Raw genomic sequence first — 12,845 nt, 5'->3', positions numbered from 1 at the left:
ACTGTTCTGCTTGCGCGCCAGCCGCTTTGTACGCCTGCGGCGCGGTCGCCGGCGCCTACGATGGACGGCATACGCTCACGGAGACTTCTCATGCAAGCTGCGCCTGTGCAAGCCATACCGGCCACCGCGCCGGAGCCAACGGCACCCGCCGTGCCGGACCAGCTTGGCCGCCCGCTGCGCGACCTGCGCCTGTCGGTGATCGACCAGTGCAACTTCCGCTGCACCTACTGCATGCCCAAGTCGCGCTTCGGGCGCGACTATCCGTTCCTCACGCCCGCGCAGCGCCTGTCCGACGACGAGCTGCTGCGCCTGGTGCGCGCCTTTGTCGGGCTGGGGGTCGAAAAGGTGCGCCTGACCGGCGGCGAGCCGCTGCTGCGCAAGGGCATCGAGTCGCTGGTCGAGCGCATTGCCGCCCTGCGTACCGGCGACGGCAGGCAGGTGGAAGTCGCGATGACCACCAATGGCAGCCTGCTGGCGCGCAAGGCGCGCGCGCTGCGCGACGCCGGCCTGGGCCGGGTCACGGTCAGCCTCGACAGCCTGGACGACGGCATCTTCCGCGCCATGAACGACGTGGATTTCCCGGTCGGGCGCGTGCTGGAGGGCATCGAGGCGGCCTGCGCCGCCGGGCTGGCGCCGGTCAAGGTCAACTGCGTGGTCGAACGCGGCACCAATGACGGCCAGGTGCTGCCGCTGGTCGAACACTTCCGCGGCAGCGGCGTCACGCTGCGTTTTATCGAATATATGGATGTGGAGGGCCCCAGCGGCTGGTCGCCATCACGCGTGGTGCCGTCGGACGAGCTGCGCGGCAGGGTCGGGCGCGCGCATGCGCTGCTGCCGCTCGCCCGGCGCGCCGGCGACACCGCCAGCAATTTCCTGCTGGCCGACGGCAGCCTGAAACTGGGCTTTATCTCCAGCGTGTCGCACCCGTTCTGCGGCGACTGCACCCGCGCCCGCGTGTCGGTCGATGGCCGGCTGCACCTGTGCCTGTTCGCCACCCGGTCGGTCGACCTGCGCCAGCACCTTGGCGCCGCCCGCCCGGAGCAAGACCTGGCCGAAGCGATCCGCCAGGCGTGGCAGGCGCGCGGCGACCGCTATTCGGAACTGCGCGCCGGATTACGCGCGGAAACGCTCGCCAGCGGCAAACGGCAATATCCCACGGTGCGCATGTCGCTGGTCGGAGGCTGAGCCACGGGGCCGGTGCCGGCCGCTCTGTCAGGGTTCGGGAAAAACCTGCGCGGCCAGCTCCGCGCCAGCCGCGGTCAGGCTCGCATGGCCGCGGCCGGTTTCGTCGATCGACATCTCGGCCAGGCCGGCCGCCTGCAGCTGCGTCAGCACGCGCCGCAGCACGCTCATCGGCAGGCCGGAACGCTTGGCGATCCGGGCCAGCGACCAGGGGCCGCCGCCGTCGCGGCCGGCCTGGCACAGCACCTGGAGCACCGCGACGATGGCGGGATCGATGTCGGCGTCTTGCATGCTAGCGTCCTTCCTCGCTCTGTTCCCGGCTGCGCGCCAGCAGGTGCTGCGCGATCTTGCCCAGCGTCTGCACGGCGGATTCAATGCCCGGCGACCATTCGCCGCTGTAGTTCAGCCGGATGCAGTGGCGATAGGTCGCGCCCGGCGCAAACATATGCCCCGGCGCCACGGTGATGCGATGCTCCAGCGCGGCGTGATACATCTCCATCGCGTCGATGCCCGCGGGCAGCTGCACCCATAGCACGTAGCCCCCCGCCGGTTGCGAGGTGGTGGTGCCGTCCGGGAAGAACCTGCGCACCGTGGCCGCCATGATGCTGGCCTGCTGCGCATAGGCCTTGCGCACGCGCCGCAGGTGGAAGTCGTAGCCGTCGTTCTTCAGGAACTCGGCGATCGCCAGTTGCGGAATCGCCGGCGTGGTCAGCGTATTGAGGAACTTGAGCCGTTCCACGGCCTCGCGGTAGCGCCCCGGCAGCGCCCAGCCGATGCGGTAGGCATTGGTCAGGGTCTTGGAGAACGAGGAACAATGCAGCACGATGCCGGCCTCGTCATAGGCCTTCAATGAACTGGGATGGGCTTCGCCGTAATAGAGCTCGCCGTAGACGTCGTTCTCGATGACCGGTATGTCCTTCGCGCTCAGCATCGCAACCAGCGCGCGCTTGTTGTCGTCGGGCATCTGGAAGCCCAGCGGGTTCTGGAAGTTGGGCATCACCATGCAGGCGGCCACACCCTTTTCGTCGATCAGCCGCGCCAGCGCATCGATGTCGATGCCCGCGGCGGGATCGGTCGCCACCTCGATGGCGCGCATGCCCAGCCGTTCGATGGCGTGCAGCATGGCGTAGTAGGTCGGTGACTCCACCGCGATGGTATCGCCCGGTTTGGCCACCGCCTGCAGGCACAGGTTGATCGCCTCGGTCGCGCCGATGGTGACGATGACCTCGTTCGGGTCGATGGCGTAGCCGTTCTCGAGATAGCGGCGTGTGATCTGCCGGATCAGCTCGGGGCTGCCGGGCGGCAGGTCGTCCAGCATGGTCCACTTGGCATAGCGGCGCGCGATATTGTTGGCGTACTGGTTGATGCGCTGCCACGGGAACAGCGCGGGATCCGGATAGGGAGAGCCCAGCGGCACGGCCTCGTCCGAGCGGATCGAGCGCAGCGTCGACAGCACCAGCGCGCTGACATCCACCGCCGACGGCTTGGCGCTGGGCCGCGACGGGCGCAGCGCGGCCACCGGCTCGCCCGCCCGTGCGCGCACGAAGTAGCCGGACTGAGGCCGGCTTTCGATGATGCCGCGGCTCTCCAGCAGCACGTAGGCGCGGATCACGGTGGTGATGCTCATGCGGTGGTGCTGGCTGGTCTGCCGCACCGACGGAATGCGCTCGCCGGGCAGCAGTACGCCCTGTTGCACCAGGGCCTCGATCTCCGCAGCCAGCTTTTCGTAGAGTTTCACGCCGCGCTCCCCTTGCTTGCCGTTGCCAGCGGCCCCGGTGCCTGCGCCAGCCGCGCAGCCATCAGCTAAGCCAACGGTGGAGATCATAGTACGGCAGCGGCACGTTTTGCAGGGATCCGGCGCATTGCGGTTCCACCCGCACGAAACCGCAGGCCTGGCCGAGCGCGGACACGGAAGCCGCGCCCTGCTGCGCATTGACCTGCACGAAGCTGTCGCGGCCGCCGAAATTGCCGATCTCGCCCACCCGCCAGAACGCATCGCCGCGGTGCGGGCGCGTGCCGGCCAGCGCCGCCCGGACCCGGCCCACCGGCGGAAACAGCTCGGAGCGCCCTTGCAGGCGCCGCAGCAAGGGCGTCACCAGCAGCGCGAAGGTGGCATAGGCCGCGGCGGGATTGCCGGGCAGGCACACCACCGGCCTGCCACGCAGGCGCCCCACCGTGACCGGCTTGCCGGGCTTCATGTTGACGCCGCGGCAAAGCAGCTCGCCACCGGCGGAAGCCAGCGCCGCCGCCACCAGGTCGCGCTGGCCGACCGAGGCCCCGCCGGTGACCAGCACCAGGTCGGCGGCGCCGGCCAGTTCGCGCAGCATGTCGTGCAGCGCGCGCTCGTCGTCGCGCACGTGGCGGTGGCAGCTCACCACCGCGCCCATCGCCTGCACCAGCGATTCCAGCATGGGGCCGTTGACGTCATGCACCTGGTACACATCGCGCGGCTCGTCGTGCGCCGCGACCTCGTCGCCGCAGGTCAGGATCGCCACCTCGACCAGCCGGCAGACTTCGGCCTCGGCCACGCCCTGCGATGCCAGCGCGGCAATATGGCCGGCATGCAGCAGCGTGCCGGCCGACAGCAGCAGGTCGCCCCGGCGCGCATCCTCGCCCTGGCGGCGGATATGCTGGCCGGGCAGCGGCGCCCGCGCGCACACCATACCCTGGTAAGTCTCGTCGGCATCCTCCAGCGCGACCACGGCATCCGCGCCGGGCGGGATCACGCCGCCGGTGTAGATGCGGATGGCATGGCCGGGCAGCAGCGGCTGCGGCCGGGTGCCGGCATAGACCACCTGCTGCAGCGGCAGGCAGGCATTGGCGCGGCAGTCCGCGCAGCGCACCGCATAGCCATCCATGGCGCTGCGGTCCGCCGCCGGCGTATCGATCACCGCGGCCACGTCGCGGGCCAGCACGCGGCCGGTCAGCAGGCCCAGCCACACGGTCTCGGTCTCGCGCACCGGCTGTGCGCACATCGCGAAGACGGCCTGTGCCTCGTCGAAGTTCATCATGCCGCGGCTCCGCGCGCGCCTTCCATGGAAGCACTGGTGTAGTCGACATAACCGTCCTGCCGGCAGAAGCTGAGCAGGCGCACACCGGCCTGCTCGGCGATGCGGATGGCGAGCGCGGTCGGCGCCGAGATCGTCGCCAGCATCTGGATATTCATGCGCGCCACCTTGCGCACCAGTTCATAGCTGGCGCGGCTGGACAGCAGTACGAAGCCCTCCGCCATGTCCACGCGCTGCATCGCCAGGTGGCCGATCAGCTTGTCCAGGCCATTGTGGCGGCCGACATCCTCGAACACATGGAGGATCTCGCCGCCGGCATCGCACCAGGCCGCGGCATGGACGCCGCCGGTGGCCTGCATCAGCCGCTGGCGCGACGGCAGCGCGGCGACAGCGCGCTCGATCATGGCGCGCGACGGCGTAATCCGGATGGCCGGTTCCGGCATGCGCGCCGGCTCCAGGTCCAGCAGCGCGATGCTTTCGATGCCGCAGACGCCGCAGCCGGTGCGCCCGGCCAGCGCGCGCCGGCGCGCGCGCATGGTGGCGAAGGCGTGCTCGCTGATCTCCATCTGCACCTCGGCGGCGTGCGCATGCATGCGCACCTCGAGATCGTGGATTTCCGCATTGCGCGCGACGATGCCCTCGGTCAGCGAGAAGCCGACCGCAAAGGCCTCGAGGTCCAGCGGCGTGCACATCATCACGGCGTGCGAGATGCCGTTGTACACCAGCGCCACCGGCAGCTCTTCGGCCACGTTGTCGGTGGCCGGCTGCGCCGTGCTGCACTTGTGCCGCACGATGCCGCGCGCTTCAAAGCCGGTGTGTTCGAGCAGTTGGGTGGATTCCATGTGGGGTCTCTTGAAGAAGATCGATGCAGTGCTTTTGCGCGCGGCCGGTTTCTCCCCTCGCCCGCTTGCGCGAGAGGGGCCGGGGGAGAGGGCAGGCACTGGCATACCGACGCGCTGTACTTCGTCGACGCTCCGGCCCTCTCCCCCACCCCTCTCCCGCGCAGCGGGAGAGGGGAGCGTTCACCAGGGGCGTCGGCCGCTTGACAAGTGGTCTTCCGCGGGCGTCGGATCAGCTCGTCGCGGTTTCCTGGTGCCGTGACGGCGTCAGCAGCACCGGCACCGACTTCGACGTGGGCGTACCGCAGCCATCGCCGGTGCTCTCCAGCGGCACCAGCGGATTGGTCTCGGGGTAGTACGCCCCGACGCAGCCCTGCGGGATGTCGTATTCGACCAGCACGAAGTCCTCGACCCGGCGCTGCACGCCATCGTCCCAGACACTGGTGATGTCGACGTGCTGCCCCGCCTCCAGGCCCAGCCGCGCCAGGTCCGCGGCGTTGATGAAAACCACCCGGCGCAGGCCAAACACGCCGCGATAGCGGTCATCCAGGCCATAGATCGTGGTGTTGTACTGGTCGTGCGAGCGCGTGGTCATCATCACCATCAGCCGGTCGCCATACTGCTGGCGCGCACGCTTGATGGGGGTGTCCTTGTCGATGCGGTTGACCAGGAACTGCGCCTTGCCCGATGGCGTATGCCAGACCCGGTGGCACGCCGGCGGCGTCAGGTGGAAGCCGCCCGGCACCGCGACGCGCTCGTTGTAGCTGTCGAAGCCGTCGATCACCTGCTCGATGGCATCGCGGATGCGGGCATAGTCCTGCGCATACCAGAGCCAGTCGATCGTGTCCGAGCCCAGCGTGGCCGCCGCCATGCGCGCGACGATGGCGATCTCCGACAACAGGTGCGGCGATGCCGGCGCGTTCATGCCGAACGAGATATGCACCATGCAGACCGAGTCCTCGACCGTGACGCCCTGCGCCACGCCGTCCTGCTGGTCGATCTCGGTGCGGCCCAGCGTCGGCAGGATCAGGGCTTCCCGGCCGTGCACCAGGTGGCTGCGGTTGAGCTTGGTGGCAATATGCACGGTCAGGTCGCACTGGCGCAGCGCCGCGAAGGTGCGCGGCGTATCCGGCGTGGCGGTGGAGAAATTGCCGCCCAGCCCGACAAAGACCTTGACCTTGCCCGCCAGCATCGCCGAGATCGTATTTACCACGTCATAGCCATGCTGGCGCGGCGGCTCGAAGCCGAAAGCGGCCTGCAGGCGATCGAGGAATTCCGGCTCGGGCTTCTCCTCGATCCCCACCGTGCGGTCGCCCTGCACGTTGGAATGCCCGCGCACCGGCAGCAGCCCCGCACCCGGCCGGCCGATATTGCCGCGCATCATCATCAGGTTGGACAGGATCTGCACCGTCGGCACGGAATGCTTGTGTTGCGTCAGCCCCATGCCCCAGCAGGCGATCACGCGCTTGCCGCGCGCATAGACCTGGGTCAGCGCGTCGATGTCTTCCTGCGACACGCCCGACTCGGCAACGATGTCGGCCCAGCTTTCGGCACGCAGGTCATCGACAAAGTCGCTGAAGCCGACGGTGTGCTCGCCCACGAAATCCACGTCGATCAGCCGCTCGCGGCCGTGACGGATGGCCTCGTCATCCAGTTCGACCAGGCGCTTGGCCATGCCCTTGATCAGCGCAAAATCGCCGCCCAGCCGGGGCTGCACGAACATCGACGCGATCCTGGTGCTGGACCCGGTCAGCATCTCGACCGGGTGCTGCGGGCTGGTGAAGCGCTCCACGCCGCGCTCGCGCAGCGGATTGATCGACACGATGGTGGCGCCGCGCCGCGCGCATTCGCGCAGCTCGCCCAGCATGCGCGGATGGTTGGTGGCCGCGTTGTGGCCGAACAGCAGGATGGTGTCGGCATGCTCGAAGTCATCCAGCACCACGGTGGCCTTGCCCACGCCGATGGTCTGCGGCAGGCCGCGGCTGGTGGCCTCGTGGCACATGTTGGAGCAGTCGGGGAAGTTATTGGTGCCATACGCGCGCACGAACAGCTGGTACAGGAACGCGGCCTCGTTGCTGGCGCGGCCCGAGGTGTAGAACGCGGCCTGGTTCGGATCCGGCAACGCGCGCAGGTGGCGCGCGATCAGCGCAAAGGCCTCGTCCCAGGCGATCGGCCGGTACTTGTCGGTCTGCGCGTCGTAGACCATCGGATGCGTCAGCCGACCGTGCTGCTCCAGCTCATAGTCGGTCTGCGCCATCAGCGACGTCACCGTGTGCTGCGCGAAAAACTCAGGCGTCACGCGCATGCTGGTCGACTCGGCCGCCACCGCCTTGACGCCGTTCTCGCAGAACTCGAAGGTCGAGGCATGCTGCCGGTCCGGCCAGGCACAGCCGGGGCAGTCGAAGCCATCGGCCTGGTTCTGCTTGAACAGCATCTTGTAGTTGCCGCCGGCCACCTTCTCCTTGATCAGGTTGATGGCAACGTACTTCAGCGCACCCCAGCCGGCGGCGGGATGGGTATAGGGGGCGATGTGGCCTGTTTCAGGCTTGGGGGTGCTCATTGGCGTGGTGTCCTGTAACGGGGCGCGGCCCGGCCCGTCCTGTCTTGCGAGGCCAGGACGGCCGGAGCGTTGCGGTGACACCAGAGTAGATTTCCGGCGGCCTGGCCGGTGTGTACAAAGCGGAGGGCGGGCAGGGAGTACAGTTTTGGGCTGTGCACCCCGGCGCCGGCTCCGCCATCGCCATCACTCCATCTTGAGCCCCACCGTCCTTGTCATAGCCTGGTAGGTCGGCCAGGTGCGGCCGATGAACTGCTGCAGCGCTTCACCGGTCAGGGGCGTGTCCTGGCTGCCCAACTGCTCGCGCACATTCCTGACCGCCTCCGATTCGGTGACCGACTGCCGCACCAGCGTGGCGAGCGTCGCGACAATGCCGGCAGGCAGCCCTGCGGGGCCGAGCAGCATGTTGCACTCGGCCAGGTTGCTGAACACGGGGTCCGAGATGCCCTCGTCCGCCCAGGTCGGTATGCCAGGCAACTTGGCCGAGCGCGGCCCCGAGATCACCAGCAGCGGCTTGAGCCCGCCGGACGCCAGTCCGCCCGACATGCCGAGCAGCGAACCGGCGCCGATATCGATATGCCCGGCCAGCAGATCGCCGATCATCGCCCCCGTGCCCTTGTAGTTGATGATATCGAGCTGGGCCCCGGTCAGCTTCTTCAGCTGGGCCACCATCAATTGCCAGCCCGAGCCGATGCCGTAGTTGCCGACGCTGACCGGCCGCTTCTGCGCCAGCGCGATCAGTTCCTTGAAGGTGCTGGCGGGCAGCCCCTTGGTCGCCACCATCACGCCGACGCCGGTACTCATCGACGCGACCGGCGTAAGCTCGCGCGAGGGGTCGATGGGCGGCTTCTTCAGCAGTACCGGCGCTTGCGCCAGCTGGCTGTGCAGGGTGCACAGCAGCGTGCACCCGTCGGGCCTGGCACGGGCCACGGCCTCGGCGGCGATCATGCCGATGCCGCCCGGCTTGTTTTCCACCACCACCGGCACCTTCAGCCTGGCGGAGAAGAATTCGGCGAACGCGCGCGCGGTGCTGTCGTTGGACGAGCCCGGCGCCTGCGCCGCGATGATCCGGATGGGGCGCGAGGGCCAGTCGCTGGCAAGCGCCTGGCGTGGCAGCAGCCAGGGCAGCACAGCCGCCCCCGCCGCAGCGCCGAGCAGTTGGCGCCGGCGCAGGTTGACGGTATCCGCGGGCAAGTCGTTGCCCGGACCAGGTATGGAATGCATGGGTCTTCTCCCGAACGCTTCAAGCCCGCGCCCGCGATGGGCCGCGGGCACCGTGGCCGCGGCAAGGCGCCACGGCCGGCACGGATGGCATGCCGCTACATGCCGATCAGGTCGGCGCGCTGCACCAGGTTCCTGACGATGCGGACCGAGGCGATGTCGATCATCTTGCCCTCGTACTGGACCGCGCCCAGGCCTTGCGACAGCGCTTCGTCATAAGCGCGGATCATGTCGCGGGCACGCGCCACGTCGGCAGCGGCCGGCGAGAAGACATCCTGTGCCAGTTCGACCTGCGACGGATGGATGGCCCACTTGCCGACCATGCCAAGGATCATGGCGCGGCGCGCTTCCTCGCGGAACGCGTCGGGGCTGCGGAAGTCCGCAAACGGACCGTCGACGGCATCGAGCCGGTGGGCGCGCGCGGCGATCGTCAGCCGCTGGCGCTGGTAGTGCCAGATGTCGCCCGGGTAACCTCCGCTGCCGCCGCTGCCGCCAATGTCGCGCATCGACACGCCCTGGCTGGCGGAGTAGTCGCCCATGCCGAAGATCAGGCATTCCAGCCGCGGCGTCGACGCGGCAATGGCCTCGACGTTCATCATGGCTTCCACCTCTTCGATCAGCACGTCGATGCCGATGCGGTGGCGCAGGCCGAGCTTCTTCTCCATCATCGACAGCAGCTTGTCGACAAACTGCACATCGGCCGCCGACATGGCCTTGGGCAGCATGATCACATCGAGATTGCGGCCGGCGCCTTCCACCACTTCGATGATGTCTTCGTAGGCGTATTCGGTGGTCAGGTCGTTGATGCGCACGCAGCGCGTGGTGCGTCCCCAGTCGAGCCCGTTGAGCGCATCGACGATCTTGCGCCGTGCCGGGCGCTTTTCGCTGGGCGCCACGGCGTCTTCAAGGTCGAGGAAGACGAAGTCCACCCCCATGCCGGCGGCCTTGGCCATCATCTTCTCGCTCGAGCCTGGTACGGACAGCTGGCAGCGGCGCAGCCGCTTGATCTTCTCCTGCATGATGTTGTCTCCTGCTTGTTGTACTAGTGTTGAATGTCAGCCATTGCGGCGTGCCCCTACTGCACCACGCCCTGCGCACGCAGCACCGCGATCTCGCCGGCATCGAAGCCGAGGTCGGTGAGGGCGCGATCGGTGTGCTCGCCAATCATCGGCGCCCGCTGCCGTACCCCTCCGGGCGTGGCGCTCATGCGCACCGGACTGCCGGCAATCGTCAGCGCGCGCGCCGCGCCGGGCTGCTCGGCCTCGACCAGCATCCCGCGAATGCGGAAATGCGGATCGTCGAAGATGTCGGCGGCGTCGAACACCGGGCCGAACGGCACCTCGCCGCCCAGCATCCCGGCAAGCGCGCGCTTGGTATGGCGCACGGTCCAGGCGGCGACCGCCTGCTCCACCTCGGCGCGGTGCCGCACGCGCAGCTCGTTGGTGGCAAAGCGCGGATCGTCGGCCCATGGCGGATGGCCCATCCGTGCCACCAGCAGCCGCCAGAAGCGGTCGTTCGGCACCCCCAGGCTGATATAGCCATCGCTGGCCGGGAACAGCCCGAACGGGCACAGCAGCGGGTGGCCGTTGCCCTCGGGGCCCGGCGCCTGCGCCGAGGCGCTGTACTGGAACACCATGCGTTCGCACACCGCCAGCACCGCATCGACCATGGCCACATCGACGAACTGGCCGCGACCGGTGCGCTGTGCATGCCAGCACGCCGCCGCGATGCCGTAGGCCAGGAACATGGCGGGAACGATATCGCCGACGCCCGGGCCGATCTTGGTCGGCGCGCCGCCGCGCTGCGGGCCGGTAATCCCCATGATGCCGCCCATGGCCTGCGCGACGGGATCGTAGGCGGGCCAGCCGGCGTAGGCGCTCTCGCCGCTGCGCGGATCGCCGAAGCCGCGCAGCGCCGCATACACCAGCTTCGGGTTTTCTTCGGCGAGCCGTTCATAGCCCAGCCCGAAGCGCTCCATCACGCCGGCGCGGTAGTTCTCGACCAGCACGTCGGCGCCGCGCACCAGCCGCAGCAGGGTCTCGCGCCCGGCCGGCTGCTTCAGGTCCAGCACCAGCGACTCCTTGTTGCGGTTGATGGAGCCAAAGTAGCCGCCAAAGCCGCCGGACTCCATCCGCAACGCGCCCTCGAGATGCGGGCCGTTGCGCCGGGTCTGGTCGCCGCCGGGCGGCTCGATCTTGATCACGCGCGCGCCCTGGTCGGCGAGCATCATCGAGCAATAGGGGCCGGCCAGCATCTGGGTCAGGTCGAGCACCACCATGCCGTCGAGCGCGCCCCTGGCGTGGCCATCCGCGCTCATCGCCCGCCCCAGTGGCTGTTGCGCTTGACCAGCGCGGTGCGCTCCGCCTGTACGCACAGCTTGTCGTCCTGGTTCACGCCGTAGTGGCGGAAGCGGACGATGCCGGCATCCTCGCGCTCGCCGTCTTCCTTGCCCAGCACCTCGGTGAAGGCGTAGAGCGTGTCGCCGTGGAAAACCGGATGCGACAGGCGGATCTTGTCCAGCGTCAGTTCCTGCAGGCACTGCTCGGCGGTGTCCTGCGCCGCAAGCCCGAGCACCATCGACAGGTTGATCCCGCCGAAGACCACCCGCTGCGCGAAGATGCCGCCGGCGGCGCGCCGCATCGCGTCTTCGTTGAAGTGCCCTTCGGCCGTGTTCATGACCATGTTGGTCAGCATCACGTTGTCCATCTCGGTCACGGTCTTGCCGCGCGCATGGCGGATCAGCATGCCGGGCTCGAAGTGCTCGAAATACCCGTCGGGGCTGGTGAGTGCGCAGAGTTTCATGCCGCCTCCTTCGACTGCCGGACCTGCCCGCCGAAGGCACGGCCGGCGATCATGCCCTCGACCTCGGACTTGCCGAGCAGGCTGTTGGCGATGATGCGTTGCTGGATCTCGGAAGTGCCTTCGAAGATCTTGGTAAGGCGCGCGTCGCGCCAGTAGCGCTCGACCGGGAACAGCTTGGTATAGCCCGCGCCGCCGAAGATCTGCAGCGCCTGCGAGGTCACGCGCTCCGCCATCTCCGAGGCGAAGTACTTCACCATCGACGCCTCCTTGTCGCAGCGGCGCCCGCTGTCGATTTCGTTGCAGACGAAATAGAGCAACTGGCGCGCGGCCTCGATCTCGGTCGCCATGGTGGCGATCTTGAAGCGGATCGCCTGGTATTCCGCGATCGGCATGCCGAACTGGCGGCGCTCCAGCGAATAGGCGATCGCGTCTTCCAGCGCGCCCTGCGCCAGGCCGATGGCGCGGGCGGCGGTGTGCGCGCGGGCGCCCTCCAGACCTTTGGCCATCAGCAAGAAGGCCTTGCCTTCCGGCCCCATCAGGTTGCGTCTGGGCACGCGCACGCCCTCGAGCGCCAGCTCGAAGGTCTTCCAGCCGAAATACCCGATCTTGGGGATCGGCGAGCCGGTCATGCCCGGCGGAAAGCCGCCGCGCTGCTTCTCGATCATGAAGCACGAAATGCCTTCCCAGCGCTTGTCGGGCGACGGCGGCGCCGAGGTCCGCGCGAACACGATCAGGTAGTCGGCGCCATCGGCAAAGGTGCACCAGTACTTGTTGCCGGTCAGCACCCATTCATCGCCGTCCAGCACGGCGCGGCACGAGATCGACGCCAGGTCGGAGCCGGTATCCGGCTCGGACAGCGCGCTGGCATTGAGGAAGTCGCCGCGCACCACGCGCGGCAGGTATTCGCGCCGCATGTCCTCGGGCATCGACTTCATGATCCAGCCGCCCTGCGCACGCGCCACGATCGACGCCACCGACATCCAGCCGCGCGACAGCTGCTCGCAGATCAGGCAATACTCGAAGATGCCCAGGCCCAGGCCGCCGTACTCCTCCGGGATGGTGATGCCGAAGTAGCCCATCTCGGCCATCTTGTCGCGCAGCGACATCGGGATCTCCGCATCCGGGCCGTCCAGCGCGTTGGCCACCGGCAGCACCTCTTTCATCGTGAACTCGCGCGCTGCATCGCGGACCATGCAACGCGCTTCCGTCATGTACCCCAGACCGTCTCCTGACATG

11 protein-coding genes are annotated in these 12,845 nt (G+C 68.5%); 1 reads left to right on the top strand and 10 read right to left on the bottom strand.

The window, feature by feature from the left end:
* Nucleotides 1-90 precede the first annotated feature (90 nt).
* Nucleotides 91-1,185 (top strand): GTP 3',8-cyclase MoaA, encoded by a 1,095-nt coding sequence (moaA, locus tag C7416_RS02290; RefSeq protein ID WP_111516924.1) that lies wholly within the window; start codon nucleotides 91-93, stop codon nucleotides 1,183-1,185.
* A gap of 27 nt (nucleotides 1,186-1,212) precedes the next feature.
* Here moaA and C7416_RS02285 read toward each other — a convergent pair whose 3' ends face one another.
* From C7416_RS02285 to C7416_RS02240, 10 genes are all read right to left on the bottom strand, one after another.
* Nucleotides 1,213-1,473 carry a MarR family transcriptional regulator gene (locus C7416_RS02285; RefSeq protein WP_111516923.1) on the bottom strand — a complete coding sequence of 87 codons (261 nt, stop codon included), beginning with the start codon at nucleotides 1,471-1,473 and terminating at the stop codon, nucleotides 1,213-1,215.
* A gap of 1 nt (nucleotide 1,474) precedes the next feature.
* Nucleotides 1,475-2,920, bottom strand: coding sequence for an aminotransferase-like domain-containing protein (locus C7416_RS02280; RefSeq protein ID WP_111516922.1), 1,446 nt, complete (start codon nucleotides 2,918-2,920; stop codon nucleotides 1,475-1,477).
* A gap of 61 nt (nucleotides 2,921-2,981) precedes the next feature.
* Nucleotides 2,982-4,193 carry a molybdopterin molybdotransferase MoeA gene (locus C7416_RS02275; protein ID WP_111516921.1) on the bottom strand — a complete coding sequence of 404 codons (1,212 nt, stop codon included), beginning with the start codon at nucleotides 4,191-4,193 and terminating at the stop codon, nucleotides 2,982-2,984.
* On the bottom strand, nucleotides 4,190-5,032 hold the full coding sequence (fdhD, locus tag C7416_RS02270; RefSeq protein WP_111516920.1) for a formate dehydrogenase accessory sulfurtransferase FdhD: 843 nt from the start codon (nucleotides 5,030-5,032) through the stop codon (nucleotides 4,190-4,192). The genes C7416_RS02275 and fdhD overlap by 4 nt, the downstream gene beginning before the upstream one ends.
* 229 nt (nucleotides 5,033-5,261) lie before the next feature.
* Nucleotides 5,262-7,589: an FdhF/YdeP family oxidoreductase gene (locus C7416_RS02265; protein ID WP_111516919.1), complete on the bottom strand. Its 2,328-nt coding sequence runs from the start codon at nucleotides 7,587-7,589 to the stop codon at nucleotides 5,262-5,264.
* Between the two features lie 183 nt (nucleotides 7,590-7,772).
* Nucleotides 7,773-8,810, bottom strand: a complete 1,038-nt coding sequence (locus C7416_RS02260) for a Bug family tripartite tricarboxylate transporter substrate binding protein (RefSeq protein ID WP_240988314.1) — start codon at nucleotides 8,808-8,810, stop codon at nucleotides 7,773-7,775.
* Nucleotides 8,811-8,905: 95 nt separating this feature from the next.
* Nucleotides 8,906-9,826: an HpcH/HpaI aldolase/citrate lyase family protein gene (locus tag C7416_RS02255; RefSeq protein ID WP_111516917.1), complete on the bottom strand. Its 921-nt coding sequence runs from the start codon at nucleotides 9,824-9,826 to the stop codon at nucleotides 8,906-8,908.
* A 56-nt stretch (nucleotides 9,827-9,882) separates the two neighbouring features.
* The gene (locus tag C7416_RS02250) at nucleotides 9,883-11,124 is read right to left on the bottom strand and encodes a CaiB/BaiF CoA transferase family protein (RefSeq protein WP_111516916.1); all 1,242 of its coding nucleotides are present in this window, start codon (nucleotides 11,122-11,124) and stop codon (nucleotides 9,883-9,885) included.
* On the bottom strand, nucleotides 11,121-11,609 hold the full coding sequence (locus tag C7416_RS02245; RefSeq protein WP_111516915.1) for a MaoC family dehydratase: 489 nt from the start codon (nucleotides 11,607-11,609) through the stop codon (nucleotides 11,121-11,123). Before C7416_RS02245 ends, C7416_RS02250 begins: the two co-directional genes overlap by 4 nt.
* Nucleotides 11,606-12,820: an acyl-CoA dehydrogenase family protein gene (locus tag C7416_RS02240; RefSeq protein WP_240988315.1), complete on the bottom strand. Its 1,215-nt coding sequence runs from the start codon at nucleotides 12,818-12,820 to the stop codon at nucleotides 11,606-11,608. Before C7416_RS02240 ends, C7416_RS02245 begins: the two co-directional genes overlap by 4 nt.
* Between the last annotated feature and the right edge of the window lie 25 nt (nucleotides 12,821-12,845).

It is taken from the genome of Cupriavidus phytorum (genome assembly GCF_003254285.1).
Taxonomy (GTDB): domain Bacteria; phylum Pseudomonadota; class Gammaproteobacteria; order Burkholderiales; family Burkholderiaceae; genus Cupriavidus; species Cupriavidus phytorum.
The sequence above is the reverse complement of the archived record's forward strand: the minus strand, read 5'-3'. Positions and strand labels throughout refer to the sequence as shown.

Excerpts from the sequence above, each read along its gene's own strand:
- moaA (WP_111516924.1), top strand. The coding sequence starts at position 91 with ATGCAAGCTGCGCCTGTGCAAGCCATACCGGCCACCGCGCCGGAGCCA.
- C7416_RS02285 (WP_111516923.1), bottom strand. The coding sequence starts at position 1,473 with ATGCAAGACGCCGACATCGATCCCGCCATCGTCGCGGTGCTCCAGGTG.
- C7416_RS02275 (WP_111516921.1), bottom strand. The coding sequence starts at position 4,193 with ATGATGAACTTCGACGAGGCACAGGCCGTCTTCGCGATGTGCGCACAG.
- fdhD (WP_111516920.1), bottom strand. The coding sequence starts at position 5,032 with ATGGAATCCACCCAACTGCTCGAACACACCGGCTTTGAAGCGCGCGGC.
- C7416_RS02265 (WP_111516919.1), bottom strand. The coding sequence starts at position 7,589 with ATGAGCACCCCCAAGCCTGAAACAGGCCACATCGCCCCCTATACCCAT.
- C7416_RS02260 (WP_240988314.1), bottom strand. The coding sequence starts at position 8,810 with ATGCATTCCATACCTGGTCCGGGCAACGACTTGCCCGCGGATACCGTC.
- C7416_RS02255 (WP_111516917.1), bottom strand. The coding sequence starts at position 9,826 with ATGCAGGAGAAGATCAAGCGGCTGCGCCGCTGCCAGCTGTCCGTACCA.
- C7416_RS02250 (WP_111516916.1), bottom strand. The coding sequence starts at position 11,124 with ATGAGCGCGGATGGCCACGCCAGGGGCGCGCTCGACGGCATGGTGGTG.
- C7416_RS02245 (WP_111516915.1), bottom strand. The coding sequence starts at position 11,609 with ATGAAACTCTGCGCACTCACCAGCCCCGACGGGTATTTCGAGCACTTC.
- C7416_RS02240 (WP_240988315.1), bottom strand. The coding sequence starts at position 12,820 with ATGACGGAAGCGCGTTGCATGGTCCGCGATGCAGCGCGCGAGTTCACG.